Annotated in this window: 20 protein-coding genes; 16 read left to right on the forward strand and 4 right to left on the reverse strand. The window is 61.8% G+C overall.

Going from position 1 to position 17,273, the window contains the following annotated elements; all coding sequences use genetic code 11:
• Positions 1 to 11 precede the first annotated feature (11 nt).
• The 4 genes from NTH_RS07295 to NTH_RS07310 all read right to left on the reverse strand — a co-directional run bounded on the left by NTH_RS07295 (position 12) and on the right by NTH_RS07310 (position 4,366).
• Complete coding sequence (locus NTH_RS07295) at positions 12 to 989, reverse strand: substrate-binding domain-containing protein (protein ID WP_338529403.1); 978 nt, start codon at positions 987 to 989, stop codon at positions 12 to 14.
• Positions 990 to 1,010: 21 nt separating this feature from the next.
• A complete protein-coding gene (locus tag NTH_RS07300) occupies positions 1,011 to 1,772 on the reverse strand; it encodes an SDR family oxidoreductase (protein ID WP_338529404.1) in 762 nt (253 codons plus the stop codon).
• 5 nt (positions 1,773 to 1,777) lie between these two features.
• Positions 1,778 to 2,950, reverse strand: coding sequence for a galactonate dehydratase (gene dgoD / locus NTH_RS07305; protein WP_338529405.1), 1,173 nt, complete (start codon positions 2,948 to 2,950; stop codon positions 1,778 to 1,780).
• Positions 2,951 to 3,415: 465 nt separating this feature from the next.
• Positions 3,416 to 4,366 carry a helix-turn-helix transcriptional regulator gene (locus NTH_RS07310; RefSeq protein WP_338529406.1) on the reverse strand — a complete coding sequence of 317 codons (951 nt, stop codon included), beginning with the start codon at positions 4,364 to 4,366 and terminating at the stop codon, positions 3,416 to 3,418.
• A gap of 74 nt (positions 4,367 to 4,440) precedes the next feature.
• Between NTH_RS07310 and NTH_RS07315 the strand changes: the two genes are divergently transcribed.
• The 16 genes from NTH_RS07315 (at position 4,441) to NTH_RS07385 (ending at position 17,084) form a co-directional block, all read left to right on the forward strand.
• Entirely contained in the window at positions 4,441 to 4,689 is a 249-nt protein-coding gene (locus tag NTH_RS07315; RefSeq protein ID WP_338529407.1) for a hypothetical protein, read from the forward strand.
• Positions 4,640 to 4,900, forward strand: coding sequence for a hypothetical protein (locus NTH_RS07320; RefSeq protein ID WP_338529408.1), 261 nt, complete (start codon positions 4,640 to 4,642; stop codon positions 4,898 to 4,900). Before NTH_RS07315 ends, NTH_RS07320 begins: the two co-directional genes overlap by 50 nt.
• A 113-nt stretch (positions 4,901 to 5,013) precedes the next feature.
• A complete protein-coding gene (locus NTH_RS23115) occupies positions 5,014 to 5,289 on the forward strand; it encodes a twin-arginine translocation signal domain-containing protein (RefSeq protein ID WP_422392428.1) in 276 nt (91 codons plus the stop codon).
• A gap of 38 nt (positions 5,290 to 5,327) precedes the next feature.
• Positions 5,328 to 5,762 carry a nuclear transport factor 2 family protein gene (locus tag NTH_RS07325; RefSeq protein WP_338529409.1) on the forward strand — a complete coding sequence of 145 codons (435 nt, stop codon included), beginning with the start codon at positions 5,328 to 5,330 and terminating at the stop codon, positions 5,760 to 5,762.
• 87 nt (positions 5,763 to 5,849) lie between these two features.
• The gene (locus NTH_RS07330) at positions 5,850 to 6,290 is read left to right on the forward strand and encodes a hypothetical protein (protein ID WP_338529410.1); all 441 of its coding nucleotides are present in this window, start codon (positions 5,850 to 5,852) and stop codon (positions 6,288 to 6,290) included.
• Between the two features lie 144 nt (positions 6,291 to 6,434).
• Complete coding sequence (locus tag NTH_RS07335) at positions 6,435 to 6,998, forward strand: 5-methylcytosine restriction system specificity protein McrC (RefSeq protein WP_338529411.1); 564 nt, start codon at positions 6,435 to 6,437, stop codon at positions 6,996 to 6,998.
• 213 nt (positions 6,999 to 7,211) lie between these two features.
• Complete coding sequence (locus NTH_RS07340) at positions 7,212 to 7,562, forward strand: transposase (RefSeq protein WP_338529412.1); 351 nt, start codon at positions 7,212 to 7,214, stop codon at positions 7,560 to 7,562.
• Entirely contained in the window at positions 7,511 to 8,287 is a 777-nt protein-coding gene (locus tag NTH_RS07345) for an IS3 family transposase (protein WP_338531830.1), read from the forward strand. Before NTH_RS07340 ends, NTH_RS07345 begins: the two co-directional genes overlap by 52 nt.
• A 27-nt stretch (positions 8,288 to 8,314) precedes the next feature.
• A protein-coding gene (locus NTH_RS07350) for an IS3 family transposase (RefSeq protein WP_338529413.1) occupies positions 8,315 to 9,426 on the forward strand; the annotation gives its coding sequence in 2 pieces (ribosomal slippage) (positions 8,315 to 8,564 and positions 8,564 to 9,426; 1,113 coding nt in all).
• A gap of 742 nt (positions 9,427 to 10,168) precedes the next feature.
• The gene (locus NTH_RS07355) at positions 10,169 to 10,615 is read left to right on the forward strand and encodes a DUF4260 domain-containing protein (RefSeq protein WP_338529414.1); all 447 of its coding nucleotides are present in this window, start codon (positions 10,169 to 10,171) and stop codon (positions 10,613 to 10,615) included.
• Positions 10,616 to 10,947: 332 nt separating this feature from the next.
• The gene (locus NTH_RS07360; protein WP_338529415.1) at positions 10,948 to 11,715 is read left to right on the forward strand and encodes an alpha/beta fold hydrolase; all 768 of its coding nucleotides are present in this window, start codon (positions 10,948 to 10,950) and stop codon (positions 11,713 to 11,715) included.
• Positions 11,716 to 11,769: 54 nt separating this feature from the next.
• Entirely contained in the window at positions 11,770 to 12,171 is a 402-nt protein-coding gene (locus tag NTH_RS07365) for a Rid family hydrolase (RefSeq protein ID WP_338529416.1), read from the forward strand.
• 273 nt (positions 12,172 to 12,444) lie between these two features.
• Positions 12,445 to 12,696 (forward strand): DUF1427 family protein, encoded by a 252-nt coding sequence (locus NTH_RS07370; RefSeq protein ID WP_422392363.1) that lies wholly within the window; start codon positions 12,445 to 12,447, stop codon positions 12,694 to 12,696.
• A 40-nt stretch (positions 12,697 to 12,736) separates the two neighbouring features.
• Complete coding sequence (locus NTH_RS07375; RefSeq protein WP_338529417.1) at positions 12,737 to 13,426, forward strand: hydrolase; 690 nt, start codon at positions 12,737 to 12,739, stop codon at positions 13,424 to 13,426.
• A gap of 105 nt (positions 13,427 to 13,531) precedes the next feature.
• The gene (locus NTH_RS07380) at positions 13,532 to 15,382 is read left to right on the forward strand and encodes an amidohydrolase (RefSeq protein ID WP_338529418.1); all 1,851 of its coding nucleotides are present in this window, start codon (positions 13,532 to 13,534) and stop codon (positions 15,380 to 15,382) included.
• Complete coding sequence (locus NTH_RS07385; RefSeq protein ID WP_338529419.1) at positions 15,291 to 17,084, forward strand: MFS transporter; 1,794 nt, start codon at positions 15,291 to 15,293, stop codon at positions 17,082 to 17,084. Before NTH_RS07380 ends, NTH_RS07385 begins: the two co-directional genes overlap by 92 nt.
• Positions 17,085 to 17,273: the final 189 nt, after the last annotated feature.

Genomic DNA, 17,273 nt, shown 5'->3' on the forward strand with positions numbered 1-17,273 from the left:
CGATCCCGAAGTCAGCCGCACAGACGCTCTTCATAGAGGTCGAAATTATCGGCGGAGATATATTCAGGTTGCGTGTAGGTGGTGGTCGGCAGTTCCTCGCCGTCGCGGATGTTCTTGACCAGCAGCTCCACCGCCTGGGCGCCATGGTTCTCCGAGTTCAGCCACATGGTGCCGCGGAAAGCCGTCGGTTTTCCCGAGCCGAAAGCATCGCAGGCGCGGCTTCCGTCGATGCCGACGCCGATGCCCTGCTCCGGCCCGTAGCCCGCATTCTCCAGCGCACGCGCCGCGCCCAAAACGCCGTCATCGTTGCAGGAATAGAAGATCCAGTGCGTGACCTGGGGGTTGGCCGTCAGCGTCGTGGTCATCGCGTCGATGGAGCTGACCATCGTGTTGTCGTAGGGCACGCGGACGATGTTGTCGGGATCGAAATCCGGGACCGCCTCGAGGAAGGCTTCCTCGGCGCCGCGATTGCGCTGCATGCAGGTGTCGGCCTTGCGGTCCTCGATGGAGGCGATGCGAACCTCGCCCTCCTCGGCCCAGTTCTCCTGCTTGTAGAGCTCGGCCAGTTTCTCACCGACGCTGAGCCCGATATTGTGGGCGTTCATGCCCACATAGGGCACCTGCGTCTCGTCCTCGAAATAGATGTCGTCGTCGACGGCGACCAGCGGCACGCCGGCCTCCTTCGCCCTTGCGGCGACGACCGGCCCGAGCGCGCGGTCGGGAACCACGATGGCGATGCCGTCCACACCGTCACCGATCATCGTGTCGAGCGTGGTGATCGTCAGGTCGGCGTTGAACTGGACGTCCTGGGCGACGAAGTCGGCGCCCATCTCGGCCGCCTTCTGGCGGGCGCCGTCCACCTCCGCGACGAACCACGGATGGTCGCCCATCTTGTTGATGTAGCCGATCTTGATGTCCTCGGCCTGCGCGGGAACCGCGATGGCGGCGCCCATCATGGCGATGCCGGTCAAGACTTTAAGCGATTTCATGTCTTCCTCCCTGGTTGCTTTTCAGTCATGGTAGAGCGCGGAGCGGCCTCCATCGATGACAATGGTCTCCGCGTTGATGAAGGGGGCCTCGTCGGAGGCGAGGAACACGCAGGTCATGGCCACCTCCTCCGGCTTTCCGATCCTGCGCGGGGGATGCAGTGCCTCGGCCTTCGCGCGTTCGGCATCCGGGTCGGCAAAACCGGCCCAGTAGTCGCGCGCGATCTGGGTATCGATGTAGCCGGGCGCTATCGCGTTCACCCGGATGCCCTCGTCCGCGTATTCGATCGCGAGCGCCCGCGTCAGGCCCACCAGCCCGTGCTTGGCGACCGGATAGGGAAAGGTGTGGGGAATGATCCTGAAGGAGTGTGAGCTGGCGATGTTGACGATGGCGCCGTTCCGCCGCGCGCGCATGCCCGGCAGCACGGCCTCCGCCATGGCCCAGCAGGCCTCGAGGTCGAGCGCCATGCAGCGCGCCCACTCGCTGCGCGGCATCTCATGTGGGCGATGAAAGACATTGGCGCCGGCGTTGTTCACCAGCACGTCGACCCGCCCGTAGCGCTCTTCCGCGGCCTTCACGGCAGCTTCCACCTGCGCCTGGACCGTCACGTCCGCCTCTACGAACAGCCCGCCGATCTCCTGCGCCACGCGCGCGCCGGTGGCCGCGTCGCGCTCGGCCACGACGATTGACGCGCCCTCCCGCGCAAAGGCGCGCGCGATCGCTTCGCCAATGCCGCGGCCGGCGCCCGTCACCAGTGCGATTTTGCCTGCAAGACGATCCACCATGGCGCTCACCAGTCCACGACCGTGCCGTCGGCCAGCACGGCATTGGCGGCATGCAGGATCTCAGGAGCGAAGGGATGGCGCTCGATCTCGGCCTCGTCGACCTCGATGCCCAGCCCCGGCTTCTCCGGCAGATCCCAGCGGCCGGGGCGGCGTTCGATGGGCCATTCAACGACGCTGTCGTACCAGGGTACGGCGCCGGACATTTCCTCCTGGATGATGAAATTGGGCGTGGAGATACCGAAGTGCAGCGCAGCAACACCGGCGATCGGCCCCAGCGGGTTGTGCGGCGCCATGCCGATGCCGGCGCTTTCACACAGGGCGGCGATCTTCTTGGCTTCCGAAAGCCCGCCCACATGGCAGATATCCGGCTGCGCAATGTGGAAGGCCCGGCGCTCGACCGCATCAATGAAATTCTGACGACCGATAAGGCGTTCGCCGGCGGCGATATGAACCGGCATCGATGCCGTCAACTGCGCGATACCGGCCATATTCTCCGGCGGCAGCGGCTCCTCGATGAAAAGCGGACGGCACGGCGCGACGGCCTGGATAAAATCGCGCGCCAGCGCGACCGATGCCGGACGCCCGTGGAAATCGATCATGATATCCACATCGGGACCGACCGCCTCACGCAGCGCCATCGCCATCCTACCGGTAGAGTCCAGCGCACGGTTCGAGGCGGTGTAGTGGGAATAGGGAATGGAGACGACCTTCACCGCATCGTAGCCCGCGTCAACCACGGCGCGCCCACGCTCGACCAAGCGCGCTTCCTCAGTCGTCTCGTAGACGGAGCTCATGTCGCCCATGCCCAGATGCGTGTAGGTGCGGATGTGATCGCGGCATTTGCCGCCCAGAAGACGCCACACCGGCACGTTCAGCGACTTTCCGAGGATGTCCCACAGCGCGATCTCGATGCCGCTGACGGCGGACATGCCGATGACGCCGAGACGCCAGAAGCCGTGGCGGGTGAGCACCTGATAGCACTGTTCGATATCTCGCGGATCGCGCCCGATGATCAGCGGCGCCAGGTCCTCGATGGCGCCGACGACGGCGCGCGTCTTCCACTCGAGCGTCGCCTCGCCCCAGCCGACAAGCCCCGGCACGTCGGTCTCGACCCGCACAAAGACCCAGTTCCGCATCTCCGCGTTGCAGATCTGAGCCTTAATTCCGGTAATTCGCACTATGTTTCTCCCCAATAAATAGTATTTAAATGAGGATTGATCATCCTGTCAACATAGCGAGAGACCAGCCTTGACCGAATGGTCCGATCCAGGCCGTCCAACCGATGAACAATAGGTGCGGCTCGCGCCGTTGATGCAGCGCGACTGCGGATTCCACCTGGCGCGCCAGCGCGCGATCAAACGCGGCCCGATCGGTCACCTCATTTGCCGACGTCAAGCGGAGCAAGTTCGGCTGATGTTTCCGCCATGCGCGAGCATGCGATGGAAGCGGACTATGGGCCTTCTGCCTTTGGGTGGATGCGGGAAGCCGATACCTTCGGCGCTTTCCAGCCGGATCAGTTTAGCGCCGCCCTCAGGCGCGGAACGTTTCGCCGCTGTGCCCACAACGCAAACGATAAATACACCACCACAGACCGATCGCGCCGCCCAGAAAACGCCGGCGAACCAGCGCGATGCCAATGGAGTTCATCTATGAGAATTCGCGATCTCCAGTGTGAGTTCACGCGTCTTTCGCCGGAGCTCGGGCGGAGCGACGACTTCAAAATTGGTGCCGAACCACAGGAAGAGTTCGGCGGCGTTGTCGATGCTTTCGATCGGCACCTCGGCGGTCCGCCAGCCATCACAATCGGGTTCGGCCGCGCGCACGGCATCCTCAATGGCGCTACCGAGCATGTCGAGGCGACGTATTCCCGCCGGCGCCACACGGATCGTGGCCGAGAGCCTGTTCAAACTGCGCTCGAACGCCTCGCGGTTGGCATTCCAGAAATCGGCCAGCACGAAGCCGGCTGGCCTTCGCGCCGGCTCTTCGAGGGCCGTAGCCTCCGAAATGCCCGAAACACGATAGGTGCGCGGATGGCCGTTTGCCCCGGCCACCAGATACCAGACGCCGGCCTTGAGCACGAGGCCAAGCGGATCGACGATGCGCGTCACCGCATTCTTCCAGCTTTCGTAGCGGATATGCAGCGTTTGCCCTTCGAGCGTAGCCCTCGCAACAGTGTCTAGGTGACGAGGCCGCGGCGGCTGCCGATACCAGACGGTCGGGTCCAGATGAATCCGATCGGCCAGACCGTCCGCCGGGCCCCGCGACATGGTGGCAGCCTGCAGCTTCAGCTTGGCCATGGCCGCCACCTCGCCCAGGCCCGCAAGATCGGTCGCCTGCGGAAAGCCGGCCAGAAAGAGCGCCTGGGCCTCCTCGGACGTCAGCCCCGTCAGTCCAGCCCGATAGCCTTCCAGAAGCGAGAAACCGCCGCCCGGTCCGCTGTCGCCGTAAATCGGAATGCCGGCTGCACTCAACTCATCCACGTCGCGATAAATCGTGCGGACCGAAACCTCGAGCTCGTCGGCCAGCGCCTGTGCGCTCAGGCGTCCGCGCACCTGCAGCAGGAGGAGAATGGAGAGGAGACGATGGGCTCGCATGAAAAGAACGCTAGCAGAAAATCCCTGACAAAGGATGTCAGGGTGAAGCTGTTATCGAAGGACTCCTGATAACGATGGAGGAACTCGAAGTGACGCATGATCAGGTGCGCGCCGACCCGACCGATTGGGATTGGCTTGTTGGCCACTGGACGGTTCACCACCGCAAGCTCAAGGAACGGCTGGCAGGCAGCACGGAATGGCTGACCTTCGATGGGACCTGCGTCAACTGGCCGTTGCTCGACGGGCGCGGCAATGTCGATGACAACGTTTTCCATGCTCCCGACGGCACCTATCGCGGCGTCGGACTGCGCGCGGGCGCCTGATCGGCTCGATGTGCCGGTGCGTGGCAGCTTCAGGGATGGTGTCGGCATTTTCCAGTGCGAGGACCAATGGAACGATACCCCGGTGACCGTCCGCTTTCGCTGGTCGAAGATCGAGAAGAATTCCGCCGTCTGGGATCAGGCTTTCTCGACGGATGGCGGCCAGACCTGGCAAAGTAATTGGGTGATGGATTTCACCCGCGCTGCCCTATGATCGTTGCCCGCTATGGGCAAAGGCCCCCGGAAATCTGTGCCGGAATGTCAGATAGCGGGTCTTCCGACCGTCATTTCAATGAATCAACGTACATCCGGACAAAGGACATCGAAATGCACAGACGAACATTCTTAGCAGCGTCGGCTGCGACGGTTGCAGTTCCGGCACTCACCGCCACAGCTCAATCCAGCGGCACGGAGAATGAAGTGAGCAAACATCCCGTTACAGGTTACGTCGAAGTAAATGACCTGCACATATATTACGAAAGCCACGGCAGCGGCGGCGTTCCGCTGGTGCTGTTGCACCATTCTCACGGGTGGAAACCTCTCCGAAACGCAGTTCCGGACTCTGATCGGATAGCGATCAGATATCGCCCCATGATGAAGTAAACTCCAAGCAGAGGTCCGTTGGAAGAAGGAGCAGAGGAATGGACGCAAGAGCGGTAGCGGCAAACTTGTGGCGGGCATTTGGCTCGTTCGACCGCGATCAAATACGAGGCATCCTGACCGAAGATGTGGAATGGATCGCGCCCAAGGATAACGCAACCGCAGTGGCATTGGGTGTGACCGACCATATGATTGGGCAAGACGCCATTGCCGACTTCCTCCTGAACGATCTGCCAAAGCTGTTCAGCAACGGGATCGAGATCGACGTGATTTCAATCACCGCCGAAGGCTCGACCGTCGTCTATGAGCAAATGCAGAAGGCATCGCTCGTCAATGGGCGCCATTACGAGAACGGCTACGTTTTCATCCTCGAAGTGAGAGGCGCCCGGGTTTGCCGGATTCGGGAGTATATGGACACGCGAAAAGGGTATCGGATGGTGTTCGCGGAGGATTTGCCCGGCAGGATCGTGCCGTGATAGGCACGCGCCACTCAGGCGCAGCCTCAATCAGCGTATGAAGCCAGCGCAACCAGGCCGGCGCCTGATCTTCCGGCATCAACGCCGTTGATGCTCCGGCTCAGGCCAGGTTTTGATCGCGAAGTTGGAGAGGCTTGGCAGGATGACGATGACGGCAAGCTGGAGACAAAGATCGCTTCCATCGCGGCCGCCATCATCGTTGCCGGCGAGGTGAAGTTCAGGAAGGGCTTGCGCGAAGCAGAAGAGCGCGCTGAACAACAGCGACTGGAACAGGAGAAGCGGCGGCAAGAGCAGCTTGTCAACCGTCAACGCCTGCAGAACCTGCACACCAGCGTTGAGCTGCTACGCCAAGCCGAAAAGATTCGGGCACTGGTCGAGCGGGTGCAACGTGCGATCACAGAAGGCTCTTTGGACATCGACGCCGCGACGCTTTCAACGTGGGAACGCTGGGCGCTTGCGGAAGCAGACAAGATCGATCCGATCCGTTCCGGGCAAGTCATGACGCATCTCAATGTGCCGCGACTATAGAGGCTGGGAAGGAGGCCTGATCAAAATCAGAGAGTACGCACGCTTCGTCTAAGGAAGGCGCTGGTTCGCTTGGGTGACGTACAGCGGGCTTCGCCATCGGACCTTACGCCCCGGGCGATCGCCGACGATCTGCGCCGGCTACCGGTGCACCATGAGCACTACGCTGACGCATTGATGGTGGCGCATCTGATCGTCTTCGATTTGGGCCTTTCGATCCGGAGTGGCGGCGGCGGCGCCATCCTGCCCTCAATCCTCATCAATATGGCAGAGGTCTTCGAAGGATACATGCGCCGCGTGCTTGCGGATGGCCTTTCGAACGATGGTCGGATCGAGGTCAAGGATGGGAACAAGGGCGGCGACAGTGGCGCCAAGGTTTTGCTCTTCGATCCGGTCCAGGAAGGGCTGAAGAACCCCGACGCCACACCGGATATCATTATCGAGGTGGACGGCAAACCGTCGCTGGTAATCGATGCCAAATACAAGGCCGCTCCGAACGTCCCGGATCGCAGCGACGTCAACCAAGTGATTGTCTATGGCGAGAGGTATGGAACAGCTCGCGTCATGGTGCTGCATGCAGGCCGCCCGTCGACGGAGCTATGCGGTTCGATCGGTGGATTCCAAGTCTACAACGGCATGACTAACCTTAACGCCACGCCGATTGAGGACGAAGAGGCAGCGTTCGTTGCCGCGGTTCGCGCCTTGCTCTGATCTCTATCAGCAGAAATGTTGCCGTGGCGTTGCCGCGCCAAAAAAGAAGCCCCGGCACGCAGCGCGGGGCTTCCTTCTATGCAGCTGATATTATTGGTTGAGCGACCTGAGACATAGGTGACGTTTTGTACCGGACACTGGAGTGCGCCCCTGAGGGTGGACAGATCGGACTGAAGGATTGACCAGCCTGTCGGGTTTTCGGAGAGAAGACCCATGGCAAGGCACCGCAATCACAGCATCCAGTTCAAGCGCCAAATCGTGCAGGAGTATTTCTCCGGCGAGTCACTTCACGGCCTGGCGAGGCGTTACGACATCGCGCGCAACCTGATCCGCATCTGGATCCGCAAGCATGAGGAAGGCGCCTTTGACGAGGATGTTGAGGCCGTAGATCTGATTCAGGAATACGAGGCCCGGATCGCGGCCCTTGAACGGCTCGTCGGCAAGCAGGCTCTCGAGCTGGAGTTCCTAAAGGGGGCTCTGAAAAACGCACAGCGGCCGAAAAACGCGACTACATCCGTCATCACCGGCCCGGTGGCCTCTCCGTCGCCGAAGGATGCCGGCTGATGGGGATTGCGCGCTCGACTTACTATGACCACCCCCAGAAACAGGCCGACGACACTGCGATCGTGGAGGCGATGTTCGCGATCTGCGACGAGTTCGAATTCTACGGCTACCGTCGTGTCGGCGCCGCCCTGCGGCAACAGGGCCTTGTCGTGAACCACAAGAAAATCCGGCGCCTGATGCGCGAGCATGATCTGCAGCCCAAGCTCCGGCGGCGCTTCGTTGTCACTACCGATAGCGATCACGACGGCCCAATCTTCCCCAACCTGGCAAAGGACTTTGTGTCGACCGGCCCAAACCAGCTTTGGGTCTCCGACATAACCTATGTGGCTGTGCCGGGCCGCTTCACTTACGTCGCCATCATTCTCGACGCCTGGTCGCGTTTGATCGTCGGCTACGCCATCGGCCGCTCGATCGACGCGCGCCTCACGATCACAGCCCTGACTGCAGCTATCCAGCGCCGAAAGCCGATGTCGGGCTTGATCCATCATTCCGACCGCGGTGGGCAATATGCGGCCGCTCTCTACCGTGAGACGCTGAGCCGCAATGGCCTGATCGGCTCAATGGGGCGCCGGGGCAATCCCTATGACAACGCCAAGGCCGAAAGCTTCATGAAGACGTTGAAGATCGAGGCGGTCTATCCCATGGCCTTCGAAAACTTCGAGGAGGTCGCAGAATACCTTCCCCACTTGACGTGCTCCCCTGAAATGTCCTCGCTTTGTGGTTAGTCTCTCTTTGGAGAGAGGAGACTGGCAATGAAGCGATCGCGCTTTTCGGACGAGCAGATCATCGGCATTCTGAAGGAGCACCAGGCCGGGCTATCGGCGACGGAGCTGTGCCGCAAATACGGGATCAGCGACGCGACGTTCTACACCTGGCGCAAGAAGTATGGCGGCATGGAGGTCTCGGAGGCCAAGCGGCTGAGGGCGCTGGAGGAGGAGAATGCGCGCCTGAAGAAGCTTCTGGCGGAGTCGATGATGGACGTGTCGACGCTGCGCGAGATGCTGGCAAAAAACTTCTGACGCCCGGTTCGAGGAGACAGGCCGTGGACTGGGCCATTGAAGAGAGGGGATATTCCCAACGCCGTGCGTGCGGTCTGGTGGGCATTGCGCCGCGCGTCTACCGCTACCGCTCGTCGCGGCCGGACGATGCCGGCCTGCGCAAGCGGCTGCATGAGCTGGCGGCGCAGCGCCGGCGCTTCGGCTACCGCCGCCTGCACCTGCTGTTGAGGCGGGAGGGCGTGACGGTGAACTGGAAGAAGCTCTATCGGCTCTACAAGGAGGAGCGGCTGACGGTGCGCAAGCGCGGCGGCCGCAAGCGAGCGCTCGGCACGAGAGCACCGATGGCGATCCCGCAGGACCCCAACCAGCGCTGGAGCCTCGACTTCGTCTCCGACACGCTGACCGACGGCAGGCGCTTCCGCATCCTGTGCGTCATCGACGACTTCAGCCGCGAATGCCTGGCAGCGGTGGTCGACAACTCGCTGTCCGGCGAGCGGGTTGCCCGCGAACTCGACCGCATTGCCGAGCCGCGCGGCTATCCCTGCATGATCGTCTCCGACAACGGCACCGAGCTGACCTCCAACGCTATCCTGGGCTGGCAGGAGGAGCGGCAGGTCGAATGGCATTACATCGCGCCGGGCAAGCCGATGCAGAACGGTCTGGTGGAGAGCTTCATCGGGCGGCTCAGGGACGAATGCCTCAACGAGCGGCTGTTCACAAGCTACAGGCACGCCCGCGACAGCATCGAGGAATGGAGGATCGACTACAATCTGAAGCGCCCACACACGAGCCTCGACGGGCTCACCCCGCACGAATTTGCAACCCGGTCGAGAACGGACCACAACGTGAACAGGGCTAACCTATAGGCGGGGACAAATAGGGGAGCACGTCACCACCCTCAGGGGCGCACTCCAGTCTCCGGGTCGTACAATGTTGAAAGTGGTTGCGGGGGCTCGCAACCCCCGATACCGACACTCGCTTTCTGTGCCCATATGATTTTCCTGTGCCAACTGCCGATGCTTGGCGTACCATGAGCGCTTTCTTTGGGACCGCCGCAGGCTTTGAACTGCGGTCGTTCCCGTCGGCGTGGGCATCGGCGTGGCCGAGCCCTTTGTGGTCGTTCCCGTCACGCCTCAGGAACGACCGTCGTGCGCCCCCAATCTCGCAAGTCAAAGCCATGTTGGCCAACCTCCAAAAGGCGTCGTCGCTTACGAAACATCCGAAGGCCAGCTGATAATTCGGCGTATGCGTTCCAATCCCGCCCTATCCGCCAATTGCCTCGTCTTAAGAGCCTCGACAGGTTGTGGCCAGTTCAACTGCTCGAAGTCCTTCAGCCGCAACAGACCCCCGATTTCAGCATCCGGCCAACGGAGATCGACAAGACGCAGACCTCGAGCGCGACGTCACGGCCGGCTGTTTCCTAAGCGAACAGCAAGCCGTGCACCGTTGCAGCAGTCTGCGCGCCGCGCGATAGCGCTGGACCAGCTAGCGTGACGAATAACAAACGCTTTCGCGGACCGCCATCAGGGGCCAGACCTATTCCGGTTCGCGCCGACGGAGCGGGGCGCCGTCAGTTCTTCCCGTTTCTCCGAAACAACAGGAATCAAAATGAACAACAAGGCTGAAATCGAACAATCCGATCGCGGCTATCCGACAGGCATGGTCCTGTGGCTTCTTCGTGCGGAAGCACTGGCGATGTTCGCAGCAAGTACCGCTCTTTTCTTCTTCCTCGGCGGCGAGTTCTGGCTATTCGCCGTCCTATTCTTTGCGCCGGACCTCAGCTTCGTCGGCTACGTGTTAGGCAAAAAGGCGGGCGCGGCTCTCTACAACGTCGTCCACAGCTACGCCCTGCCGGCCGTGCTGGCCATCACCGGTGTTCTGACCGGCCTTACGATCCTCTGGCAGATCGGCCTGATATTCGTGGCTCATGCCGCCTTCGACCGGAGCCTGGGCTACGGGCTGAAATACGCTGCCGGCTTCCGCCACACCCACCTCGGGCCGATCGGCAACCTGCCCAGGGCGGCGGCTACATTCGCTCAACAAGGAGACGTATGATGATGTCGTCTTCCATCCAATCCGGTTCGACGACCATCCAAACGCGTGGCTTGCCGGGTAGGACGGCGATTCCCCTACTCGTATTGGTATCTGATGTCTCCGGTTCGGATGAAGAACCAGCAAGATCGGCACGTCGACGGCAGTCCCGGTGCCGCACGGCATTCAAACGATCGCTAATATCAAGCCTCTCAACGCTGCTTGTCCTGTCCGCACCTGGGAAGGCGGTGGCTCAAACTGGACGCGGGATGACAGAAATTTGGAGCAGCATACCTACAATCCGGGCGTCTTTAACCCCTGCACCCCTCGAACCAAAACAGAGATAGGAGTTCATCATGGCCAAGCTTGCTGCAACTGTTACTATTGCAACCGCACTTCTATCGGGCACCGCCATTGCCGAACCGGCCAAGCCAACGATCGTCCTCGTGCACGGCGCGTTCGCCGACTCCTCCAGCTGGAATGGCGTCGTCGCCAGCCTCAAGAAAGGCGGCTACACGACAGTTGCGGTCGCGAACCCGTTGCGGAGTGTTTCCAACGATGCACGCGTGGTCTCGGACGTCGTTGCAAGCATCGCCGGGCCGGTGGTCCTCGTCGGCCATTCCTATGGTGGCCAGGTCATCTCGAACGCTGCGCAAGGGCGCGAAAACATCAAGTCTCTGGTCTATGTGGCGGCCTTCGCACCGGATGCCGGGGAAGCTGCGGCAGAACTGGCCAGCAAGTTCCCTGGCGGGAAGCTCGGGGAAGCACTTGCGCCGCCCGTCAAGCTCTCGGACGGTGGGGTCGATCTGTACATCGATCAGGCGAAGTTCCACGATCAGTTCGCACACGACGTTCCGGCTGAAATAACTGTTCTGATGGCAGCGGGCCAACGGCCGATCACCGAAGCCGCGCTGTCGGAAAAGTCCGGCGAGCCGGCCTGGAAGTCGCTGCCGTCCTACTTCGTCTACGGCGACGGCGACAAGAACATCCCCGCCGAGGCACTCCGGTTCATGGCCGAACGCGCCGACTCCAAGAGCACGGTGGTTGTCGAGGGAGCGTCACATGTCGTTATGGTCTCGAACCCGCAGGTCGTCGCAGACCTAATCGAGGAAGCGGCCAAGTAAGCTTGCTCACCTGCCCCACGCCAGGCCTGAATTCACTCAGCAAGGAGAAGTAGGATGGAAAAGCCGGAATTCATTGTCACGCCTGGTTTCGGCGAGACCTTTCGCAACAACCTCCACTTCTCGACCGCGGTACGGATTGGGAACCGCCTGGAGACATCCGGTCAGGGCGGATGGAACGACGATCTCGAAATTCCAGTGGCGATCGAGGACGAGATTGCAGCAGCGTTTGACAATATCGCGCTAGTTCTGGCGCAGGCGGGCGCATCCTGGTGTCAGGTCGTCCATGTCAACACCTACCATGTCGGCGGCTTTCCACCCATCGTGAACGAGACGATCGTCCGTCTGTACCGACACCATATGCCTGACCATGCACCGATCTGGACGCAGCTCGGCGTAGAGGCGCTGGGCCTTCCCGCGATGCGCTTTGAAATGCGGGTGACCGCTATTACCGACTAGGATCGCTTCAGTCGACGCAGCGATCTGAATCGGAATCCTGGTCAGGGCGGCACAGCGCTTCAATTCGGCGAGAGCCCGCAAGATTGGCACCGTCATCGCAGTTTCTGCGCCGCAGCGATCAAGCACAGGCACTAGCGTAAGTTTTCCAATGCTGACCCGCTTGGAAGCTGTGCGGCGCCCGATGCCTCCGTGGCAGCGGTGCTAGCAACCCGCGCCAGACCTTCATTGCTGGGTAGAGCTTAGACCTCAGGTATCTCACCAGGAGATCAATCCATGAGCCCGATTCACCCTTACATCCTTTCACTGATCGTCGGTCTCGGGATCGGCGTGATCTACGGCCTTGTCTCGGTCCGCTCGCCAGCCCCGCCGATCATCGCGCTGCTCGGGCTTCTGGGCATGCTTGCAGGGGAGGCCGGTGTCCAGTGGCTGAAGGGCCATACGAACCTCGTCCAGGCGGTCCTGCACGAAAAATCCTTCGCCCTTCGACGCGCCGACGAGGCGGCGAAAAAAGGCGACGTCGCCTGAGCGCCGATCATCGTTCACATCATCCGGAAAGCGAGAGCCGATGTCCAGCAAACTGGAAGTCCTAACCCCTCAGAACAGCCAGCTCATCTTCATCGATCAGCAGCCTCAGATGGCCTTCGGTGTTCAGTCCATCGATCGGCAGGTTTTGAAGAACAACGTCGTCGGCCTTGCCAGGTCGGCAAAAGCCTTCAAGATCCCCACGACGATCACGACGGTGGAAACGGACACCTTTTCCGGTCACACCTTTCCCGAATTGCTCGCGGTGTTTCCCGAAACGCCCATCCTCGAGCGCACATCGATGAATTCCTGGGACGACCTGAAGGTGCGCGAGGCTTTGGCCGCCAAAGCCGCCGACGGACGAAAGAAAATCGTGGTGTCGGGCCTCTGGACCGAGGTCTGCAACCTCACCTTCGCATTGTCCTGCCTCGCCGACACCGATTATGAAATCTACATGGTGGCCGACGCCTCGGGCGGAACATCGGTCGATGCGCACAAATACGCCATGGACCGAATGGTCCAGGTAGGGATCGTCCCCGTCACTTGGCAGCAGGTTCTTCTGGAATGGCAACGCGACTGGGCGCGGCGCGAGACCTACAACGATGTCATGGCCATAGTACAGGAATTCGGTGGCGCCTACGGCATGGGCGTCGATTACGCCTACACCATGGTGCACAAGGCTTCCAAGCGCTCAGAGCACGGTCCGGTTCTGGCTCCGAAGCCGGCAGCCTGAGGGCTGGCAACAGACAGGCCCGACGAGCGACCACGAGCGGGCCTCGGCCGCGCCGCTCCCTCCACCCTGTTTTCATCAACACGATCCGGCGCGAAGGAGAAAGCCATGACCGCCAACGATCTGATCATCGTCAACGCCAGGGTAACGACACTCGATCGGCGGAACCCCTCGGCTGAGGCCGTGGCCATCCGGGACGGCAGGTTTCTTGCCGTGGGCACGGAAGCGGAGGTCCGGGCCGCTGCCCCGGACGCCGGGATCATCGACGCAAAAGGGCGGCGGTTGATTCCGGGGCTGATCGACAGCCACACCCATGTGATCCGCGGCGGGCTGAACTACAATATGGAGCTTCGCTGGGACGGCGTCCCATCGCTTTCCGATGCGATGACGATGCTGAAGCGGCAGGTCGACCGGACACCGGCGCCGCAATGGGTGCGCGTGGTCGGTGGCTTCACCGAACACCAGTTCGCCGAAAAACGCCTCCCCACGCTCGAAGAAATCAATGCGCTCGCGCCCGATACGCCCGTCTTCATTCTGCATCTGTACGATCGCGCACTGCTCAACGCGGCCGCATTGCGTGTCGTCGGCTACACGAAGGACACGCCCAATCCTCCCGGCGGCGAAATCGTCAGGGATGGCGACGGCAATCCCACCGGCCTGCTGCTGGCGCAGCCCAATGCAACGATCCTCTATTCGACGCTGACCAAGGGGCCGAAGCTGGATCCCGAGTACCAGATCAATTCGTCCCGCCATTTCATGCGCGAGCTGAACAGTCTCGGAGTGACCAGCGTGATCGATGCCGGCGGGGGCTTCCAGAACTATCCCGACGACTATGAGATCATCGAGAAGCTGCATACCGACGGACAGCTGACGGTCCGCATCAGCTACAACCTCTTCACCCAGAAGCCCAAGGAGGAACTCGCGGACTTCTCCTCCTGGGTGAAGCAGATCTCACCGGGACAAGGCGACGACATCTATCGCCACAACGGCGCTGGCGAGATGCTCGTCTATTCCGCAGCCGATTTCGAGGATTTCCGCGTCGAGCGCCCAGACATGCCGCCAGACATGGAATCCGACCTGGAGCCCGTCATACGTCTCCTCGCAGAAAACCGCTGGCCCTGGCGGCTCCACGCCACCTACGATGAAACGATCGATCGTGCGCTCAACGTCTTCGAGCAGGTCAATCGCGACGTTCCACTGCAAGGAATCAACTGGTTCTTCGACCACGCCGAGACGATCAGCGACCGTAACATCGACCGTATCGCCGCGCTTGGCGGCGGCATAGCGGTACAGCATCGCATGGCCTTCCAGGGCGAGTATTTTGTCGAACGCTACGGGGCGAAAGCCGCCGAGCGCTCGCCGCCGATCCGCCGGATCATGGAAGCAGGCGTTCCGGTTGGGGCCGGGACTGACGCCACCCGCGTCGCCAGCTACAATCCATGGGTCTCGCTATCGTGGCTCGTGACTTCGAAGACCGTTGGAGGCCTCCCACTCTATCCGCAGCACAATCGCCTCGACCGCGAGACCGCGTTGCGGTTGTGGACCGAAGCGAACACCTGGTTTTCCAATGAGGAAGGCAGGAAAGGCCAGATCAAGGCCGAGCAGCTCGCCGACCTCGCTGTGCTGTCCGGCGATTACTTTTCCGTGCCGGAAAGCGACATCGTCCACCTACGATCGGTCCTTACCATTCTCGGCGGCAAGGTCGTGCATGGAGACGGCGAATACGAGCAGCTCGCACCGGATCTTCCCGCTGCCACGCCGGACTGGTCGCCGGTCGCCACCTTCGGCGGCTATCACAAGACGAAAGAAGCCCGCACCAAGCTGATGATGAATTGCGGTTGCAGCAATTTCTGCGCGGTGCATGGCCATGACCATGCCGCCGTTCTTGGCACGCAGCTCCCAGTCTCCGACTCCCGCACTTTCTGGGGTGCCCTCGGATGCGGCTGCTGGGCGGTCTGACCTCGGCAGCCTCTTCGATGCGCGCGAATACGATCTGCGCCGTCTGCCAGACGCCGAACAGGAACAATCCGACGAGATTCCTCACCAAGGGTGGATGAAGAAAATGGTCATGAGCGAACGGCGGCAGGAGATTGCAGCTGAAACATCCGGACCACTGAGTTTCCCGGTTTTCCGGGCACTGTGGATAGCGACCGTCGTCTCCAATGTCGGCACATGGATGCACGATGTCGGCGCTGGCTGGCTGATGACCTCGCTGTCGCCAAGCCCGTTGCTGGTTGCGTTGGTTCAGGCGGCGACGACGCTGCCGATGTTCCTGCTTGCCCTGCCGGCCGGAGCGCTGGCCGACATCATCGACCGGCGCAAGATGCTGCTGACGGCTCAGCTGCTCGGCCTGTTCGCAGCGGCTATGCTGGCCTTCCTGACATTCTACAACCTCGTCACGCCCGAAGTGCTGCTGGCCGGAACCTTCCTGCTCGGCATCGCCGCGGCGCTCAGTGCCCCGGTGTTCCAGGCGATCGTGCCTGAGCTGGTGGATAAGCAGGCATTGCCGGACGCCATTGCGTTGAACAGCCTCGGGGTCAACATCTCGCGCGCCATCGGGCCCGCGCTCGGCGGCGTCGTCGTCGCGCTTGCCGGCACCCCGGCCGTGTTCGCGTTGAACGCGCTTTCAGTGGTAGGCGTTCTGGCGGTACTGTTCACCTGGAAACGTCCTGAAGCCGTTCACAATCTCCCACCCGAACACTTCTTCGGGGCACTGAAGGCCGGCTACCGCTACACGCGGCATTCTCCGGCGATGCGTCTCGTGCTGGTAAGGGCGGTGGGTTTTTTCGTGTTCGCGAGCGCTCTCTGGGCAATGCTACCGCTCATCGCGCGACACGGACTTGGCCTGGATGCAGCCGGCTACGGAGTTCTTCTCGGCTGCATGGGCGCGGGGGCGGTGCTGGGTGCGATCCTCCTGAAGCGGTTGCGCAAAGCGGTGTCCGCCAACACGATATCCGCCGCGGCCACACTGCTGTATGCGCTGGCGATGCTGGGGCTCGCTCTGGTCTCCAATCCGTGGATCGCCGGTGTCGTCATATTTACGGCCGGCCTCGCCTGGATCGGCATGCTGACCTCGCTGAACGTGGCGGCGCAAATGGCATCTCCCGGATGGGTGAAGGCGCGCGCGCTTGCCGTCTATCTGCTCGTCTTTCAAGGGGCGATGACAGGCGGCAGTGTCCTGTGGGGCTCGATCGCCACCAGCAGCAGCGTGGCAACAGCGCTTTTGGTCGCGGCAGTGGGACAGGGGATAGGCCTGCTCATCGCCTTCCGCTGGCGCCTGCCGCAGGATTCGGCCAGCGATCTGGCACCCTCGAACCATTGGGCGGAACCGGTGGTCTCCGTCCAGCCGTCCGAAGACCGCGGTCCCGTCCTCGTCGAGATCGAGTATCGCGTTGAACCCGACCGCCAGGCCGAATTCGTGGAGGCCCTACGCGGGTTCCACTCCGTAAGGCAGCGTGACGGCGCGATACGGTGGGATGTATGGGAGGATGTCGCGGAACCCGGGCGGGTCATAGAAAGCTTCGTCGTCGAAAGCTGGATTGAGCATCAGCGCCAGCACAGCCGGGTAACGCGTACCGACCAGCTCGATCAGGAAATGATAAACGCGTTCCATGTCGGTGATCAGCCGCCACTGGTACGTCATCTGCTGCGTCCGGCCTGACCGACAGAACGCCCAATCAAACAACCTATTCATGCCGCCGGCTGGCCGACGGGCTCATGCCTGCGCTCGGCACCACGTTTTCGCGGCAGGAGATTGGCCCGCAAGATCGGCACCTGGAAAGCAGCTTCTGCGCCGCGACGTGTGCGCCCGCTCGCTATGCTTCCAATCGTGAAGCGATGAACCGCTCGC

It is taken from the genome of Nitratireductor thuwali (assembly GCF_036621415.1).
GTDB lineage: Bacteria > Pseudomonadota > Alphaproteobacteria > Rhizobiales > Rhizobiaceae > Chelativorans > Chelativorans thuwali.